This is a genomic window from Actinomycetospora sp. NBRC 106378, from assembly GCF_030269685.1.
In the GTDB taxonomy this organism is placed as follows: domain Bacteria; phylum Actinomycetota; class Actinomycetes; order Mycobacteriales; family Pseudonocardiaceae; genus Actinomycetospora.
In genome coordinates, this window is record NZ_BSTT01000001.1 from 128377 (window position 1) to 145956 (window position 17580).

17 protein-coding genes are annotated in these 17580 nt (G+C 75.9%); 4 read left to right on the top strand and 13 right to left on the bottom strand.

Going from position 1 to position 17580, the window contains the following annotated elements:
- Positions 1-13 precede the first annotated feature (13 nt).
- A complete protein-coding gene (locus QSK00_RS00650; RefSeq protein ID WP_285586426.1) occupies positions 14-2830 on the bottom strand; it encodes an FAD-binding and (Fe-S)-binding domain-containing protein in 2817 nt (938 codons plus the stop codon).
- A 120-nt stretch (positions 2831-2950) separates the two neighbouring features.
- On the opposite strand from QSK00_RS00650, the gene QSK00_RS00655 reads away from it, so the two are divergent.
- Together QSK00_RS00655 and QSK00_RS00660 are read left to right on the top strand one after the other, a co-directional pair.
- Positions 2951-4159, top strand: a complete 1209-nt coding sequence (locus tag QSK00_RS00655; RefSeq protein WP_285586428.1) for a PQQ-dependent sugar dehydrogenase — start codon at positions 2951-2953, stop codon at positions 4157-4159.
- On the top strand, positions 4156-5394 hold the full coding sequence (locus QSK00_RS00660; RefSeq protein WP_285586430.1) for an endonuclease/exonuclease/phosphatase family protein: 1239 nt from the start codon (positions 4156-4158) through the stop codon (positions 5392-5394). Before QSK00_RS00655 ends, QSK00_RS00660 begins: the two co-directional genes overlap by 4 nt.
- 11 nt (positions 5395-5405) lie before the next feature.
- On the opposite strand, the gene QSK00_RS00665 is transcribed toward QSK00_RS00660, so the two are convergent.
- The 7 genes from QSK00_RS00665 to atpF form a co-directional block, all read right to left on the bottom strand.
- The gene (locus QSK00_RS00665; RefSeq protein WP_285586432.1) at positions 5406-6008 is read right to left on the bottom strand and encodes a hypothetical protein; all 603 of its coding nucleotides are present in this window, start codon (positions 6006-6008) and stop codon (positions 5406-5408) included.
- 219 nt (positions 6009-6227) lie between these two features.
- Positions 6228-7058, bottom strand: coding sequence for an RDD family protein (locus QSK00_RS00670; protein WP_285586433.1), 831 nt, complete (start codon positions 7056-7058; stop codon positions 6228-6230).
- Between the two features lie 709 nt (positions 7059-7767).
- Positions 7768-8214 (bottom strand): hypothetical protein, encoded by a 447-nt coding sequence (locus tag QSK00_RS00675; protein ID WP_285586435.1) that lies wholly within the window; start codon positions 8212-8214, stop codon positions 7768-7770.
- 152 nt (positions 8215-8366) lie between these two features.
- Positions 8367-9206 carry an arsenate reductase/protein-tyrosine-phosphatase family protein gene (locus QSK00_RS00680; protein WP_285586436.1) on the bottom strand — a complete coding sequence of 280 codons (840 nt, stop codon included), beginning with the start codon at positions 9204-9206 and terminating at the stop codon, positions 8367-8369.
- Positions 9207-9279: 73 nt separating this feature from the next.
- On the bottom strand, positions 9280-9804 hold the full coding sequence (locus QSK00_RS00685) for a hypothetical protein (RefSeq protein WP_285586437.1): 525 nt from the start codon (positions 9802-9804) through the stop codon (positions 9280-9282).
- Positions 9805-10044: 240 nt separating this feature from the next.
- Entirely contained in the window at positions 10045-10632 is a 588-nt protein-coding gene (locus QSK00_RS00690) for a hypothetical protein (protein ID WP_285586441.1), read from the bottom strand.
- 224 nt (positions 10633-10856) lie between these two features.
- Positions 10857-11363: a F0F1 ATP synthase subunit B gene (gene atpF, locus QSK00_RS00695; RefSeq protein WP_285586442.1), complete on the bottom strand. Its 507-nt coding sequence runs from the start codon at positions 11361-11363 to the stop codon at positions 10857-10859.
- A 190-nt stretch (positions 11364-11553) separates the two neighbouring features.
- On the opposite strand from atpF, the gene QSK00_RS00700 reads away from it, so the two are divergent.
- Positions 11554-12012 carry a universal stress protein gene (locus QSK00_RS00700; RefSeq protein WP_285586443.1) on the top strand — a complete coding sequence of 153 codons (459 nt, stop codon included), beginning with the start codon at positions 11554-11556 and terminating at the stop codon, positions 12010-12012.
- A 35-nt stretch (positions 12013-12047) separates the two neighbouring features.
- Here the strand turns inward: QSK00_RS00700 and QSK00_RS00705 are convergent, their stop codons facing one another.
- The 5 genes from QSK00_RS00705 to QSK00_RS00725 all read right to left on the bottom strand — a co-directional run bounded on the left by QSK00_RS00705 (position 12048) and on the right by QSK00_RS00725 (position 17193).
- Positions 12048-12794, bottom strand: a complete 747-nt coding sequence (locus QSK00_RS00705) for a hypothetical protein (protein ID WP_285586444.1) — start codon at positions 12792-12794, stop codon at positions 12048-12050.
- 113 nt (positions 12795-12907) lie between these two features.
- A complete protein-coding gene (locus tag QSK00_RS00710; RefSeq protein WP_285586445.1) occupies positions 12908-14188 on the bottom strand; it encodes a hypothetical protein in 1281 nt (426 codons plus the stop codon).
- Positions 14189-14242: 54 nt separating this feature from the next.
- Entirely contained in the window at positions 14243-14452 is a 210-nt protein-coding gene (locus tag QSK00_RS00715) for a hypothetical protein (RefSeq protein WP_285586446.1), read from the bottom strand.
- A gap of 190 nt (positions 14453-14642) precedes the next feature.
- A complete protein-coding gene (gene mftG, locus QSK00_RS00720; RefSeq protein ID WP_285586449.1) occupies positions 14643-16118 on the bottom strand; it encodes a mycofactocin dehydrogenase MftG in 1476 nt (491 codons plus the stop codon).
- Between the two features lie 4 nt (positions 16119-16122).
- Positions 16123-17193 carry an LCP family protein gene (locus tag QSK00_RS00725; protein ID WP_285586450.1) on the bottom strand — a complete coding sequence of 357 codons (1071 nt, stop codon included), beginning with the start codon at positions 17191-17193 and terminating at the stop codon, positions 16123-16125.
- A 223-nt stretch (positions 17194-17416) separates the two neighbouring features.
- On the opposite strand from QSK00_RS00725, the gene QSK00_RS00730 reads away from it, so the two are divergent.
- Positions 17417-17572 carry a hypothetical protein gene (locus QSK00_RS00730; protein WP_285586452.1) on the top strand — a complete coding sequence of 52 codons (156 nt, stop codon included), beginning with the start codon at positions 17417-17419 and terminating at the stop codon, positions 17570-17572.
- Positions 17573-17580 lie beyond the last annotated feature (8 nt).

Consider the following 17580-nt stretch of genomic DNA (forward strand, 5'->3'; position numbering starts at 1 on the left):
GCTCTGGCACGGATTAGTGCTCACCTGGCGAAGCCACCTCGTCGAGCAGCTCCAGGACGTGGCGGTAGGTCTGCCCGGTGGCCTTCGAGATCCCCATCTCGCAGGTGCGGTTGCAGCTCGCGTAGAGCTCCGTCGGGTGGGCGCGGACCTCGGCGGCCTGCTCGGCGGTGGCGGCCGCGGTGAGCTCGGGGTGGAGCATCCCGCGGTCGCCGGCGTACCCGCAGCAGCCCCAGGCCTTCGGGACCACGACCTCGTCGGCCACCGCCTCGGCGAGCAGCCGGAGGTCGTCGCCGATGCCGAGGTGGGTCGTCGAGCAGGTGGGGTGCAGCGTCAGCGAGGCCGCCTTCGTCGTCGGGACGGCGAGCTTGGGCAGGATCTCCTGTGCGGTGTAGGCGACGGCGTCCACGAAGTGCAGGGCGGCGACCCGCTCGTCGTCGGGCAGGAGCTTCGCCATCCCCTCCAGCCCGTGGGTGCAGGACGACGCGTCCACGACGACGGGGAGGCGTCCGCCCTGGGTGGAGCCCCACAGCCCGTCCACGACCGTCGCGGCCATCGCCCGGCTGCCCTGCGTGAAGCCCTTGGACTCCCACGGCACGCCGCAGCACATCTGCCCGATGCCCTCGGGGACGGCGACCACGAGGCCCGCGCGCTCGGCCAGCCGCAGGAACGCGTGGGCGGCGCCGTCCCCCGACTCCGGCGCGAACACCTGGTGCAGGCAGGTCGGGAAGAACACGACGTCGGGGTCCGGCGGGTAGACCGGGTCCGGCCGGGTGTCGCCACCGGGCGGGATCTCGGCGGAGTACAGCGGCACCAGGTCGGTCGGGAGCACCGTCCGGGCCGCGGCCGAGGCCGCCGCGGTCAACCCCGGCACCGTCGCGGCGACCCTCAGGGCGACGCGGGCCGTGCCGGACACGCCCTGCCAGTGCTCCGCCACGGCCCTGCCGGCCTGCTGCGCCCGCGTGGAGTGCCGCTCGGAGCGCAGCCGCTTCATGAGGTCGCCGGTGTTGATCCGGACGGGACACGCGGTGGCGCACATCCCGTCGGCGGCGCAGGTGTCGACGGCGTCGTAGGCGTAGTCGTCCTCGATCTCCGCGGCGAGCGCCGGGTCCTTCGCCGCCGCGCGGCGCAGCACGATCCGCTGGCGGGGCGTCGTCGTGACCCGGCGCGACGGGCAGACCGGCTCGCAGTAGCCGCACTCGACGCAGGCGTCGACCTCGTGGTCCACCGTCGGGACCGTCTTGAGATCGGTGAGGTGGGCGTCGGCCCGGTCGGACAGGATGATGCCCGGGTTGAGCAGCCCGGTGGGGTCGCAGAGGGCCTTGACCTCCTGCATCACGCCGTAGAGCTCGTCGCCGTACTGCCGGCGCACGAACGGCGTCATGATCCGTCCGGTGCCGTGCTCGGCCTTGAGCGTGCCGTCCTGGGCGAGCACGAGGTCGACCATCTCGTCGGTGAAGACGCGGTAGCGCTCCAGCTCGCGGGGGTCGTCGAAGCGTTCGTTGACGAGGAAGTGGACGTTGCCGTCCTTCGCGTGCCCGAAGATCACCGAGCCCTCGTAGCCGTGGCGGTCGAACAGCTCCGTCAGCCCGTCGCAGGTCGAGGGCAGGGTGCGCACCGGCACGGAGATGTCCTCGAGCAGCGCCGTCGTCCCGCTCGGGCGCGCCGCGGCGACCGCGGTGTAGAGGCCCTTGCGCAGCGCCCACAGCGAGGCGCGGGCCGTGGGCTCCCGGGTCAGTCCGGCGTCGCGCGTGAGCGGCAGCTGCGCCAGCACCGGCTCGGCGTCGGCCTGGACGCCGTCGAGCTCCTCGGCGGTGGCGGTCTGGAACTCGACGAGGAGACCGGCGTGGCTCGCCACGTCGAGTTCCTTGACCGTCTGCGGCGCCCGCGGGTCGGACTGCGCGACGACGAGCGCCCGCGCGTCGAGCAGCTCCAGCGTCTTCGCCCCGGCGTCGAGCAGGGCGGGCAGCGCGTCGGTGGCGTCGGCGGTGTTCGCGAAGACCAGCATCGAGGTCGCCGCGTGCGGGAGGACCGGCAGCGTCTCCAGCACCACGTCGGCGACGAACCCGAGCGTCCCCTCGGAGCCGACGAGCAGGTGGGCGAGGACGTCGATCGGCCGGGAGAAGTCGAGGAAGCTGTTCAGCCCGTAGCCCATCGTGTTCTTCATCGAGAACAGGTGGCGCAGCCGCTCGACGGAGTGCGGGTTCTCCGTGACCCGGCGCCGGAGCCGGTCGAGCCCCTCGTACAGGGCGGGCTCGCGGTGGCGCAGCTCGTCGTCGGCGTCCGGGCGCCCGGTGTCGAGCACGGTGCCGCTGGCCAGCACGAACGTCAGCGAGCGCAGCGTCGAGTACGTGTTGAACTCGGTGCCGCAGCTCATGCCCGAGGAGTTGTTCGCGACGACCCCGCCGATGGTGCAGGCGACGGACGACGCCGGGTCGGGGCCGATCTTGCGGCCGTGGGGCGCGAGGCGGGCGTTCACCTCGTTCACCGTCAGGCCCGGCTCCAGCCGCACCGCCCGTCCGTCGTCGAGCACCTCGAAGCCGCGGAAGTGCCGGCGCGTGTCCACGAGCACGCCGTCGGAGACGCCCTGCCCGGACAACGACGTCCCGCCGGAGCGGAAGGTGAGGTGCAGCCGATCCCGGACGCCGAGCTGCAGCAGCGCCGCGATCTCCGCCGTGCTGTCCGGCACCACCACCGCCTGCGGGTGCAGCAGGTAGTGGCTCGCGTCGTTGGCGTGCGCCGCGAGGTCGATCGGGCGGTGCTTGACCTCCCCGACCACCTGCCGCAGGGCTGAGACCAACGGGCTGGGGACGAGCGTGGTGGTGGCCGTCACGTCGTTCACCTTCGCACGGTCCGGGCCGGCCGGTCGGCCCGCTCGACGCCTGGATGTCGACGGGATCCGTGCGTGCCGGTCCACACCGGACACCCACGCCCGGGCAGGCATGATTCGCCCGTGCGTGTCGCTCCCCTGCTGACCTCCGTCGCGCTGTCGGCGGCCGTGCTCACCGCCTGCTCCTCGGCGCCCGCGCCGACGGAATCCGCGCCGGCCCCGTCGTCGACCGCGTCGAGCGCCCCCGAGGCCCCCGCCACCGGGGCCCTGCGGGTCGAACGCGTCGCCGAGGGCCTGGACAAGCCCTGGGACGTGACCTGGGTGCGCGACCGCCTGCTGGTCACCCAGCGCGGAGGCACCCTCGCCACCGTCGCCGACGGCCGCGTGCAGCCGGTCCGCGCCGACCTCGCGAGCGTCTACGCCCGCGGGGAGGGCGGGCTGATGGGGACCGCCGCCTACCCCGACGGGTCCGGGCGCTTCGTCACCTGCCAGACCCACCAGGAGGGCGGCCGGCCCGTCGACGTCCGGGTGGTCGCCTGGCAGCTCTCGGCCGACGGCGCGAGCGCGACCCGCACGAAGGACCCGCTGGTCGGCGGCCTGCCGATCAACCCCTCGGGGCGCCACTCCGGCTGCCGGCCCACCTTCGGACCCGACGGCGCCCTGTGGATCGGCACCGGCGACACCGCCCGCGCCACGATCCCGCAGGACCGCACCGCCCTCGGCGGGAAGGTGCTCCGCGTCGACCCCGAGACCGGCGGTCCGGCGGCCGGCAACCCCTTCGCGTCGTCGGGCAGCGCGGCCGAGCGCCTCGTCTCCGGCTACGGGCACCGCAACGTCCAGGCGGTCGCGTTCCAGCCGGGCACCGGCACGGGGTGGAGCGTCGAGCACGGCCCGGACGTCGACGACGAGGTCAACGTCGTGATCCCCGGCCGCAACTACGGCTGGGACCCGGCCCGCGGCGGCGAGACCCCGGGCGGGTACGACGAGGGCGTCCCGATGACCGACCTGCAGCGCTACCCCGACGCGGTGCCCGCGGCCTGGAGCTCCGGCGACCCGACCATCGCGACGAGCGGGGGCGCCTTCGTCTCCGGCGCGGCGTGGGGCGATCTCGACGGGGCCCTCGCCGTCACCGCGCAGAAGGGTGAGAAGCTGCTCTTCATGCGTCCCGGAACCGGTGCCGACGCGCAGCGGATCGTGTCGGTCACGACCCCGCCGGAGCTCGACGGCGAGTTCGGCCGACTGCGCGGAGCCCGCGTCGGACCCGACGGTGCGCTCTACCTGACGACGGACAACGGGAACGACGACGTGATCCTGCGCGTCACCCGAGGGTGACCCGGCCCGCCTGGTGGGAGCAGGGACCCGGCCCCGACGACGGGCGCGGTCCCGGCCCCGCGCGCCCACCGGGCGGTCGTCCCCCCGTTCCCGACGGCGGGTCACAGCGCCCCGCGACGCCCCGCCCGGCCCCGACCACGCGCTACGGCGGCCCGCCCGGCTGGAACGTGCCGCCGGGCCCGCCCCCGGCGCCGCCCCGGTCGGGGCCCCGGCCCGCACCACGACGACGACGGCCGTCCCGGTGGCGGCCGCCCGGCGCGCCCGCGCTCGTCGGCGCGGCGGTGGTGGCGGGCCTCGTCGGGGTGGTGCTCTTCCCCGAGACGCTGGGGCTCGACGAGCGCTCACCGTTCGTGCAGATCGTCGCGTTCCGCCCGCAGCTGACGACGATCACGCTCGTCCTCGCGCTGCTCGCCGCGTTCGGCGCCTGGCGACGGGCTGCCGCGGGCACGCTCGTGGTCGCCCTCGCGGTGGGTCTCGTGAGCGGGATCGGCGCCGCGGAGGTCGCCGGGCGCACCGTCGGCTCCGCCACCGTGGCCGACACGTCCGGCGGGCTCGTCGTGCTGGCGCTCAACACCTACACCGGGCTGGCTGACGCCGACGACCTCGCCGCCCTGATCCAGGCGCGGAACCCCGACCTCATCTCCCTGCCCGAGGCCCGCGGCGACCTGCGGCGACGGCTGGAGTCGCGCCTCGACGAGGGCCAGGGCGGCACGGGGTACCGCGCCTACTCGGCGGACGACGCCGACGACGCGTCGGGCATGACGGTCTTCGTGCGCTCCTCGCTGGGCCGCCCCACCGTGACCCAGGACCGCGACGGGACCTACCCGGCCATCGTGGTGGACCTGCCGCGCTCGGCGCCCGGCGTGGCCTCGGGCCTGCGCTTCGTCGCCGACCACCCGCGCTCGCCCAAGCCCGGCGACACCTACGGATGGGTGCGGGACGTCGGCCGGCTCGCGCAGTGGTGCGACGCGGACCGCCCCACGATCATCGCGGGCGACATGAACGCGACCGCCGACCAGGCGCACTTCCGGGCGTCCACGGCGAACTGCACGGACGCCGGCTCGGCGACCGGGGACGGCGTCACCGGCACCTGGCCATCCTGGCTGCCGTCGTTCCTGGGCGCCCAGATCGACCACGTGCTGGTCACCGGGGGGCCGAGGCCGACCGGGTTCGAGATCGCCCCGGTGGGCGGCACCGACCACCGGGCCGTGCTCGCCCGCGTCACGGCGGGCTGAACCGCGCCGCCTCAGCGCACGCGCTGCGGGGCGTACGCGGGCCGGACCGAACCGAGCGCACCCGGGTCCCGCGGGGCGGGCACGACGGGCGTGGCCGCGGCCGTCGGCGTGACGGGAGCCGTGACCGGTGGCGTGACCGGGGGCGTGGGACGCGCGGTGCGCTGCAGGCGCGGCTGCAGTTCCGGCTCGCGCAGGCGCCGGGCGCTCTCCCGCACCGCGTCGCGGGCACCCGCCCGGGTGCCGGCGAGCAGCTCGTGCATCGCCGCGGCCAGCGGGCGCGGCAGCCGGGAGGACGCCGCGACGCGGGCGAGCGGCTCGAGGGCGGGCAGGGCGTCCCGGAGCAGCGCGGCCACCTGGGCCTCGTCGCTCGGGGGCGCCGCGACGATCCGCCGTCCGAGGGCGGACTGCCAGGAGCGGACCCGCTCGCTGAAGGCCGTGGAGAGCCGGTCGAGCAGCCGCGCCTCGACGTAGGTGCCCATGCGGCCGTCGATCGGGGGGAGCGTCTCCAGCCCGCGGTCGTCGCCGCGGCGGAAGTCGTCGATCCAGGCCACCCAGCTCGCGTAGCCGCCGGGGCGGTCCGGTCCGGCCGTCCCGCCCGTTCGTCCGGCGTCCATACCGTCTCCTCGCGCCGGGGTCGCCGGCCTCGCCCGATGTCTCACGAGGGGCCAGGATCGCCCTCGTGTCCCCGTCGTCGTCGGATACACCGTGTCCGTTTCGCTACGGACGGGTAGTCGAACCGATATCCCCTGTTCGGACGATGTCGGTCACCCACCAGCGCCCCGCGAGGGACACGCACGCGGACGGCGGAGTGGGTACGCCGCCCGCGTGGCGGTTCAGGCCCGGACGACGAGCGTGTTGGCCACCATGTCGCCGAGCCGCTGCTTGCGCTGCGACACGAGCATGACGATGAGGCCGATGAGCCCGCTCTCCACGAGGAGCAGCAGCCAGCGCAGGCTGTGCTGACCGAGGGTCGGCTCCCCACCGTCCTCCTGGCGCACGATCCGCAGCCCGAGCCACTTCATGGCCGGGGTCTGGCCCTGGTTGCGCGACGGCCACCACGCGAGGACGAGGAAGCTCGCGGCGATGGCCACGACGTAGGCGAGCCCCGTGATCAGGAGGCCGATCACGGCGAGCGAGGTCGACCCCAGCGACGCCAGGGTGGTCCCGACGATGATGAGGACGAACAGCGGGACGATCGCGAGGAGCGAGTCGAGCAGGTACTGCCCGATGCGCTGCCCGACCACCTCGACGTCACCCGGCAGCGCGGCCGGGCCGCCGTAGCCGGGCGGCTGCGCGTAGCCCGCCTGCCCGTAGCCGGGCTGCCCGTAGGCCTGCTGGCCATAGGTCTGCTGGCCGTAATTCTGCTGGCCGTAATTCTGCTGGCCGTAGGCCTGCTGCCCGTAGGCCTGCTGCCCGTACGCCTGCTGCCCGTACGTCTGCTGCCCGTAGGCCTGCTCCGGTGAGCCGTACCCCTGCTGGGGGGCGCCGTAGCCCGGCTGGGCGTACCCGCCCGCCGGCGGCGCTCCGTAGGCGGGCTGACTGCCGGTGCCCGGACCGGCCGCCGACGCCGACTGCGCCGCGTAGCCGCCGGGCGGACCGTAGCCCGCAGCGTCGTTCTGTCCGTCCGACGGCGCCGAGCCGTACGGAGCACTGTCTCCACTCATGAGCGGGATGATGCCAGCGGAGCGTGACGACAGGGAGAGCTTCGTACGGATCGTTCCTCGATCGCCACCCGTTCGGCCGCAGAACACCGTCACTGAAGGGCTGGCCGGGCAGGTCCACTCCGATGCCACACGAGGCTCGCCCGAGCGGAGCATGACACCACCCCCCACTCGGGCGTTGAGTGGTCGATGGATGGACACCCCCCGGGCCTGGCGGTCAGACTGCGCCCCGGCACCCGGTACACGGAGGGAGGCGTTCCCGTGCACCCTCCCGTGTCGCGCGCGCATCCGGTCGTGGAACACCCGGCCTCCCGGGTCCCCGTGGCGCTCCCGCACCCTCGGGGGTCCGTCGAGCCCGACGCCCCGGACCCCGACGACCCGGGCTGTATCGGACCGGCCTGGATCGTCCGCGAGGTCACGCACGTCCCCGGCATCCTGCGCCTGGCCCACGGGCGGCTGAGCTTCCTCTCGAGCCGCGGCGTCGTGTTCGACGAGGCCCTGGACACCCCGGAGCTCGACGTGAGCCTCCCCTGGCGCGGTCGCGGCGGCATCCGCGTCACCGTCGGCGGGGAGCGCCTGCGGGTGCACGTGGTGCGTCCTCCGGGCGCCGTCGAGCCGGGCGCCGCGTTCGTGGAGGCGGTCGCCGACGCGTCCGGCCTGCCGGTCACCCGCGGCGACCTCGACGCGGCCGCCGTGTGGCGGGCCCTGCTCGTCAGGGCGCGGGATCCCGAGGAGGCGCGGGTTCCCCGGCGTCGGGCGCCGGGACGACGCGCAGCCCGAGTTCGGCGAGGACCCGCAGCGCCCACGCCGTCGTCATGATCGCGTCGGCCACCTCGGCCGCCTGTTCCTGACCGGAGAACCCGGCCGTCCAGGCGACGTGTCGGGCGGCGTCGGCCAGGGCACCGGTGAGGTCGGCGACGGCGGCCAGCGCACGGCGCGGGTCGGCCGGTCCCGGGCCGACCCCCACCTCGCAGCCGAACGCCGACGTCAGGACCTCCAGCCCGCGCAACAGGCCGGACACGGCCGCCGGATCGGGACACACCGCGCGGGCGGCCGCCGGGTCGACCGACGCGCACCGGGCGCGGGCCACGGCCTCGAGGGCCCGCGCGGGCAGGGCACGCAGACCGGGGACGTCCGGTCCACCTTCCCACCCGTCCATGCCCGATTCCCCCTGGTCCGTCCGACCGCGACGGATTCCGCGGTCCTGCACGACGCACCAGTCATCGCCGCGCGACCCCGAGACGTTGCACCCGGTGGGCGGGGTGACGCCCGACGCCTGGTCGGGTCACCCGTTCGGCTCAGGCGAGTAGCTCAGGAACGCTCGGGGACCAGCTCGTCGGCGCCGCTGCGGCGTCCCGGGGCCGCCGGGGCCGCCGGGGCCGCCGGGGCCGCCGCATCCTGCGGAGCGCGCTGCTGCGGAGCCGGCGGGGCGACGGGCGTCGAGCCCGGGACCGGGCCGGGACCGCTGCCGGCGGGCGCCGCCGGCCGCGCCGCACCCGGGGGGAAGGGCCGCGGCGGGAGCGGGCGGGGCGGGGGCGGCGTGACGAGGAGGTCGAGGAAGACCCGCAGGGAGCCGTCGACCACGCGCGCGGCGGCCTCGTGCGCCTCCGGGCCACCGGACACGGGGTCGGGCACCGCGTCCTCCTCCGCCGGGACGGCGGGGACGGTCCCGCGGGCGTTGCGCGCCAGGGTCACGAGCGCGTGGGCGCGCCGGACCGGGTGGCGCGGGAGGGCTGCGACCTCCGCCGGGTCGGCGGCGCGCAGCAGGCGGGCGAACTCGCGCAGGGTGAAGGTCGTCGGCAGGGCCTTCGGCACGTCGCCGAGCACGGTCGAGCGGTGCTCGCGCGTCATCGTCAGGACGAGGTCGGCGAGGAGCACGTCGCGATCGGGCAGCTGGCGGGCGGCGAAGGCGGCGACGTCCGGGTGGTCGCGACGGCTGGTGAGCCGGGCCCGCGTGTCGTCGTGCATGCCGTGCCCGCGCACGGCCGAGGTGCCCGCACTGTGGACGGCGAACGCCCGCGCCCACGGCCCGAGCCGGGCGCCCAGCAGGAATCGGGTGTGGAACTGCGCGAACGGTGACCGGCAGATGTTGCCGGTGCACACGAACAGCATCCGGAAGACCTCCGGCGACCCGTCCGTGCCCACGCTCATGGCGCGATCGTCCCAGGACGGTGAACCGAATGCGACTCCGGCGCTCCAGGTCACCCCGGACGCGACGCCCGCGTCACCGGCGGGCGCGCTCGAACTGCTCGAGGTCGGCGACCACCACGACGACCTGCAGCGCGGTGGTCAGCGGCGCGAGGGCCGCGGCCGGGCCCGGCCGCTCCTCGGCGTCGAGGCGCGCGAGCAGCTTCGCGGAGCGCTCCTGCAGACCGCGTGCGGCGTCGGACGCGTCGCGCAGCACGTCGACGTCGAGCTGCTCGCGGGTCGACCAGCCGGCGTCGGGGACGCCGTCCGCGACCAGGGCGGCGATGCGGCACAGCACCTGGTGGGCCGGGGACTCGTCACCCGCGGCCTCGACCGTCTCGAGGGCCCGGGTGAGGCCGTCGACCTCCGCGAGCAGCTCGTCGGACGGGGCGTCCTGCCCGGTGACGACCACCGGCGGCGCCACGACCCCCTGGGCGCTGCGCGGGGCGGGCACGGAGACGGTCGGCGGCTCCAGACGGGCGCGGGCCTCCCGGACGTGCGCGGAGAGGCCGACCCCGGAGGCTTCGGTATCGGGCCGACGGGTGGCCACGGTGCCGGTCAACGACGTTCCTTCCTGGGCGGTGGAGGGCAGCGGACGTGCCACCGACGACCGGACGGGCGCGTGACCCCGCCCGGCGAACCGGTCCGACCGAGGGTAATCGCCGCTTCCTGGTCCACCAGCGACGATGAAGAGCAATCCCTTGGGCTGCATGACGCAGTGCCGGCGCGGACGACGGGCAGGTCCCACGCGTGCGGTCCCGGGACGGGCCCTCGCACCGTCCGGTGGACGGCGGCGCCGACCTCAGTGACGGACCGGGCTGCGTACCCCGGCCGGCGGGGACACGGGAGCCGGGGGCGGTCCGGCCGGGCGTGACGGCGTGACCGCCCGGGCCGAGGGGACGGCGCCCTCGGGGGCGGACGGGGCGGCGTGCGCGGGGCGCGCGACGGGGCCGGCCTGCCGAGGCACGGCGCCGACGGGGGCGTGCGGAGGCGGGACCGCGGGTCCGGCGAGGGGGGCGGGCGCCACCACCGGGGTGCGCTCGACGCCGCGGGCCCGACGCTCGCGCCGCGACTCGGAGACCCGACCGGCACCGGTGCGGTTGATCAGCGCCCGCCGGGTCTGGGCGGTCGTCGGGCCACGCAGCCGGCTCGCGACCATCGCGACGACGAACGCGAGGCCGTTGACGGTGCCGAGGGTGAGCATGCCGACCTCGAGCACCTTCTCCGAGCTGATCTCGTCGCCGGGGTCCATGTGCTCGAGCTGCCCGCCGTAGGGCTGCGGCGTCGGCGACGTGTCCTGCGCGGCCGCGACGCCCGCGAAGCCCAGGCCCGCCAGCACCATCATGACCGCTCCCAGGAGCGCCCGGCGCACCCAGCCACGACCCGTCATCGGTGTCCACCTCTCCCCGAGCTGTTCTGCCCGGGGATCGCTCGACGGTGTGGTCGTCGTTACGCAATCACGACCTTGTCGCTCCTTCGGCGGTCGGATCGAGACCGATTCGTGACCAGAATCGGACGAACCGGACCGGTGAGGTCGGCCAATCCGCCGTCCGGACCCCGGAACGACGAAGGCACCGCCGGCCGAGGGCCGACGGTGCCTGGGTCAGGATGTGGTCAGGCGCGCTGTGCGAGGTAGGAGTCGACGGTCTCGCGGTACTCGTCCTCCCCGACCTGGCGGCCGAGGATGCGGCCGGCGAGGTCGCGCGAGAGGCGGGCGATGTCGGGCTGCAGGTCGGTGCGGAGACGCGAGCGCTCCTCGTCGAGGTCCCCGCGGCCGTCGGCCACGAGCTGCGCGGCCTCCTCGCGGGCGGTGGCCAGCACCTCCTCGGAGTGCCGGCGACCCTCCTCGCGGGCACCGTCGCGGATGCGGGCGGCCTCCTCGCGGGCCTCCCCGATCCGGGTGCGGTACTCCCGGTCGGCACGGCCGGCCTCGGCGCGGGCCTGCTCGGCGCGCTCGAGGGTACCGTCGATCCGGTCGTGGCGCTCGGTGTACACCGCGTCGAGCCGCGGCAGGAACACCCGGCTGAGCACGACGTAGAGCACCGCGAACACCACGAGCCCCACGACGATCTCGTGGGGGATGGCAGTCAGCACGAAGTAGCTGCCGCTCGCCAGGACCATGGGCCCGCGCACCTGCCCCTCAGAAGTCACTCGTCATCGACCGGACGGCGGAACCCGCCGGTCCGGGTGGTGACAGTCTGTCGGATCCTCGACCGGGTGGCGAGCCCGGGGTGTCGCGATCACCCGATCCCGGCGCATCACTAGGGTGACGCCCCTGACCACCGCGCTGACCAGGAGAGGCTGGGCGGACATGGGTGACTACAAGCTGGTGACCGTCGGGACGGACGGTTCGTCGTCCGCGCGCAAGGCGGTCGTGAAGGCGGCCGAGGTGGCCGCCGACTCCGGCGCCCGCCTGATGATCATCTGCGCGTACGAGACGCGGGACGCCTCGGGCAACCGCGACCAGGCCGAGGCCGAGCGCGCGCTCGGCGACGAGGCCTACAAGATCATCGGCGCGAGCCCCGCCGAGGAGACCCTGCGCAGCGCCCGCGACGAGGCCATGCGCGCCGGGGCGCAGAACGTCGACACCGTCGCGGTGCACGGCGACCCGACCGACGCCATCGTCGACAAGTCCGAGCTCTACAAGGCCGACCTCGTGGTGGTGGGCAACAAGGGCCTCGCGAGCTTCGCGGGACGCCTGCTCGGGTCGGTACCCCAGGCGGTGTCCCGCCGCTCGCGCACCGACGTCCTCATCGTCCACACGGTCTGACCCGTCCTCCCGCGCCCGCGCCGGCCCGCCGCCGGTCAGCGGGTCAGCGGCACCGCGCAGGCGGGGGCGTCGGGGTGCACGCCGATCAGGCGGGCGAGCGGGACCGACGCCAGTTCGCAGGCCAGGGCGTGCTCGAGGCAGCGGCGCACGGCCCGGTCCCGCGGCCGGGCCCGGGCCTCGGCGAGCCGACGGGCGAGCCGCTCCGAGCCGGTCAGCAGCGGAGTGACACTCAGGCGGGCGCGGCCGAGGTCGGTCCGGCAGCGGCCCGCCACCGAGTCGCCCTCCCCCACGACGCGGACGTCGCAGTCCAGGTCGCCCGCCGGGTCGACCTCGACCGCCGCCCGGAAGACCGCGTTGGTGACCCGGTCCGCGGGCGCGGCCACGAGCTGGTCGAGCAGCGCCCGGCCACCGCGCTCCCCGAGCACCTCGTCGAGGCGCCGGACGTCGAAGGTCAGCCGGCGCAGCCGGTGGTCGCCCGGCGTCGCCGTGGCCAGCAGCTCCTCGACGGTGTCCGGGCACGGCGCGCCGGGACGGGCCGTGAGGTGGACCGACGCCGCCGCGGGTCCGCGGTCGTTGCGCGGGTCGATCCCGCGCACCGACACCTCGGGGGCGTGTTCCTCCCCCTCACCGGTGCACCCGTGCTGCAGGAACTCGACGCCCGCCAGGACGTCCGGCGCCGGGACCCGGCGTGGCGCGGGGATCCGCGGGAGGGGATCGCCAGACCCGTCCCGGGCACCGGGGCCGAAACGGCGCGGTGCGAGGACGGAGAGGGGGTTGCGCATGATCACCGAACCCTTGACGTGAGCAGGATCACCCCAGTGTGCCAGAGTGACGTCGCTCATGTGGATCGGTCACGTGACGGACCGGTCGCCCCGACGCCCGCCGTGCGTCCCGGCTACCCGGTGGCGGGGGTCACCACCACCCCGCCCAGCAGCCCCGAACCCGCACCCACGCCGAGGTAGGCGTCCACGACGACGGGTGCCGCGCCCGGCGTGGGGTTGCGGTCCCGTCCCGTGCGGGCGTCGACCACGACCGGCCCGTTCACCGTCGTGCCGTACACCGCGCCGTGCCAGGCCGTCGTGACGGCGGGGGCGACCCGTCCGGCCGCCGGCAGCGACCAGAGCACCGCCCCCGTCGGAGCGTCGAGGGCGAAGGTCCGGTTCGAGCCGGAGCACACCGTCGTCGCGGCCTCGTCCCACGTGCACTCGGGCGGAGCGGTGGCCGTGCCGAGGTCGACGGCGTTGCGGCTCCCGCCGTCGGCGTCGTACATGGTGAGGAAGGCCCGGGCCGAGGTGGGCCGTCGTCCGGCGACCGTGACCGTCGCCGGTCCGGCCCGGTGCACCGACAGGGCCGTCGACCCGTCGTCGGCCCCCCACCGGCGTGCCCCGGTCAGGACGTCCAGCCCGACCGCCGAGGAGGGCGAGTAGCCCGTGCCGCCGCCCGGCGGGACGGCCGCACCGACCACCACGGGCGACCCGACGGCCGGCGCGCCGGCGGCGGGCGTCCCGTCCGGGGCACGCCCGTCGAGGACCGCCCCGGCGAGCACCCCGTCGGCCACCCAGAGCACCCGGCGGGCGTCGAGGTCGACCGCGACGGTGCTGCGGTGCGTGCTCGTCGAGGCCGTGACGACCGCGATCCGGCGGCCGGCGCCCGCTGCGGCGACCCCGACGACGGCCGTGCGCACCGACCGCGGCGCCTCCGACCACGGCAGCGGGGCCCCGACGGACCACGCGAGGGTCGGGTCGGGCTCCCCGGCCTGGCTGCGCGGCACGGCGAGCAGCTCGACGGCCAGGCCGGGCGGGGTGGTGCCCGACCCGGGCACGGTGGTCGCCGCGCCGGCCACCACGAGGCCGGCCGAGGGGACGGGGAGCGGGGCACCGCTCACCCACCGGTCGGGCGGGAGGGGCACCGCGACGGCCGCGCCGGTCGAGTCGGCCCGGGAGAGCCCGCCGCCGTCGGCCAGCCACACGGTGGTGCCGTCGAGCGCGACGGGCAGCTCCGGGCGGGCGCCGTAGGAGCCGGTCAGGCTGCTCGAGGTGCCGCGCAGGAGGGTCCCCGACGACGGGCCGAAGGCCGTCGGTGGGTCGTACGCGGGTGGCGGCGCCGCCGCCGGGGCGCCCGAGCAGGCGGCCACGAGCATCGTCAGGCCGACGAGCAGGACCCCGATCCGGCGCACGCGTCCAGCGTCGCAGTCGACCCGCGCGCGACGACGGGGAGGGTCGGGGCGGCGTCAGTCCCCGACGATCTCCGACCGGCGCGCGGGCTCCTCGACCGACCGGCGCGGCTCGATCACCGGCAGCGGGCCGGTGGCCTGCGCGAGGCGACGCTGGGCGCGCTGGATGCGGGCCGCCAGCTCGGCGTCCTCGCGGGCGCGGACCCGCAGCTCCTTGCGCTCCCGGCGGGACAACCGGACCTCGTCCTTGCGACCCCACAGCCCCATCGCGGCCTGCCTCTCACCCGTCCGACTCGCCAGGCCCGCTCCCCGCAGCACGGCCGTCGAGCATCCTCCGCCCGCAACGCCGTGACGGCGCCGTGAACCACCCCATCGTGTCGCAACCGTGACGTGACCCGACCGTCACCGGACGTCTACCTCCCGCCCGAACCGGACGAACGGGTCGGACGGGTCCTGATCAGGCGCGCAGCAGCTGTGCGGCCCGTTCGCCGAGCATCAGCGCCGTGGCCGCCGGGCCGCGCCGCGGCACGACCGGCAGCACCGACGTGTCCACCACCCGCAGGCCCTCGACGCCGTGCACGCAGAACTCCGGGTCGACCACGGCGGCCGGGTCGTCGGCCGCCCCGAGGGCCGCGCTCCCGCACAGGTGCGAGGAGGTGGTGAGGGCGCCGGCGATCCAGGCGTCGAGCTCGGCGTCGGACCCGGCCGCGAACGCCGGGCGGGCGAGGCCGCTCGCGGACAGCAGCTCCGCCGCGAAGCGCACGACGGCGCGCATCCGGGCCCGGTCGAGCGCGGTGGCGAGGTAGTGGTGGGAGATGCGGGGGCACGCGGCGGGGTCCGCGCTCATCAGCACCGACGCCCCACGGCTCTCCGGTTGCTGCAGGGCGCACATGAGGTGGCGGGGCCCGCCGGGGGCGAACGGCCGGCAGAACAGCAGCACCTCGAGGTCCCCGGCCGGGTCCGACGGCAGGGCGGGGTCGAGCGTCCCCGCGTCGAGGTGGACGAGCGCCTGCGTGGACACCGCCTCCGGGTGCAGCTCCTCGTGGTCGCCGAAGGGCAGGAAGACCGACGGGTGGTCGCTCCACCCGTGCCCGACGCCGGGCCGGTCGAGACGCACGTCGACCCCGATTGCCCGCAGCTCGTCGGCGGGCCCGACGCCCGAGAGGGCGAGCAGCTGGGGAGACTTCACCGCGCCGGCGCAGAGGACCACCTCGCCGGCCTCGATGCGCTCGCCGTCCGCGGTCAGCACGCCGACGGCCCGGCTCCCGTCGAGGACCACCCGCGCCACCGGGCAGTCCCCGCGCACGGTGAGGTTCGCCCGGTGCAGCGCCGGCAGCACGTAGGCCATCGCCGCGTTCACCCGCACGCCGCCGACGGCGTTGGCGGGGACGAGCCCGGCGCCGGGCGGTCCGCCGGCGTTCTTGTCCGGCTCCGCCGGCACCCCGAGCACTTCTGCGCCGTGCAGCACCTTCCCGGTCAGCGCGGCGAGCCGCTCCCCGGCGGGCCGTTCGACCGGGACCGGGCCGTCGTGGCCGTGGTCCGGGCCGTCGAAGTCGTGGTCGTCCTCGCCACGCACGTAGGCGTCGCGCGCGTCGGCCCAGGTCCAGCCCTGCCAGCCGGCGACGTCGGTCGGTGTGGCCCGGACGTGGTTCGCCCCGTTGATGGCCGAGGACCCGCCGAGCACCCGTCCGCGGGTCGTCGTCGCGCGGTGCCCGGCGGCGAGCTCGGTGGCGAACGCCCAGTTGAGCGCGTGACCCTCGGTCGCCCCGCCGAGGGAGGCGACGTCGAGGACCTCGGGCGGGTACGCCCCGGCGTCGGGAACGGCGGGCCCGGCCTCGAGCAGCAGGACCCGTCGCCGGGGATCCTCGGAGAGCCGACCGGCCAGTGCGCAGCCGGCCGAGCCCCCGCCGACGATCAGTGTGTCCCAGGCCACCCACTCATCGTGGGGTGTCGGAGAGCCGTTCGCTCGGTCGCGCGGCGGCCCACGCGCCGACCTGGTCGTTGTTCACCGCGAACCAGAGGTCGTCGCCGGCCTGCCGGTCGAGGTAGACCACCGACTGCGACCCCTCCATGCCGGTGCCGGTGGTGGGCACGGTGAGGAACTCGATGGCCGACGGGCGCAGGTCGCGCAGGCCGAACACGAGCTCGGCGAGCCCGGTGTTGGACAGCGAGTCGTCCACGCCGACGTGCTGGGTGACGGAGTCGACGAGCTGGTAGGCGCGGGTGGGGCTGGAGAGCGTGCCGGCGGAGAGGGCCTGCGTGACGAGGGCACGCAGCGCGTTCTGCTGGCGGCGCACGCGGTCGAAGTCGCCCCCGGCCAGCTCCTTGCGCTGCCGCACGTAGGCGAGGGCCTGCGCCCCGTCCAGGTGCTGGCGGCCCGCGGGGACCGTGATCCCGCCGAAGGTCGTGGTCTGGCCGACGTTGACGTCGATGCCCCCCGCGGCGTCGGTCATCTGCTGGAACCCGGCGAAATCGATGACCGCGAAGTGGTCGACCCGGACCCGTGTCAGCTGCTCGACGGTGGAGATCAGCAGCGGCGGACCGCCGAACGAGTAGGCGGCGTTGATCTTGTTCTCGCCGTAGCCGGGGACGTTCACCCACGAGTCGCGCGGGATGGAGACGACGCTGGCGCTGCGGCCGTCGTCCGCGACCGTCGCGAGCATGATGACGTCGCTGCGCTGCTCGCCGAAGACGAAGTCCGGAGCGGTGGCGTCGCGGCCGGTGGTGGCGTCCGGGGAGCGCGAGTCGGTGCCGACGAGCAGGAAGGTCTGGCCCGCCTTGCCCGCGGGTCGCGACGACGGGTCGATGCCCGCGAAGACCGACGGGTACCGCCCGACCTGGTCGCCGAGCCGGTTCGTCACGAGCACGACGCCCGCCGCGGCCAGCAGCACCAACAGCAGCACGCCGACGAGGACGTAGACCAGGGCCCGCAGCCCGCGCCGGCGCCGCGCGCCGGGGGTCTCCGGGGGCTCCGCGTCGCCGGTACGGAGCAGTGCGTCGACGCTCATGCCATCCCTCGGTGTCCTCGTCCCCCCGACCGGCCCGGCGTCACCGGGTCGTGTGAACGCTGTCGGGCGCTCGGCGGCAGATGTTACGTCCCGTAGCCCATTCGGCCCAACATCACTCCCACGTTCCGTGCTCGTCACCCGGTGGTGCGCGTTCGTCGCTCCCCGTCGACCGTTGCTCGCGCGTCGAACCGTCCCGACGGAAAGGGCCCGTAATCTCCCGGACGTGAGCGCACCCGAGTGGACCGACATCCCGGACGTCGACGTGCTGACGCGGGTGCGCGACGGCCTGCGGTCGCTACCGGAGCAGGAGCGCCGTCCCGACGCCGGCTCGTCCCCCGCCGCCGAGGCCCCGGCGGTCCCGCTGCCCCGGCGGCGCTGAGCCGCCCG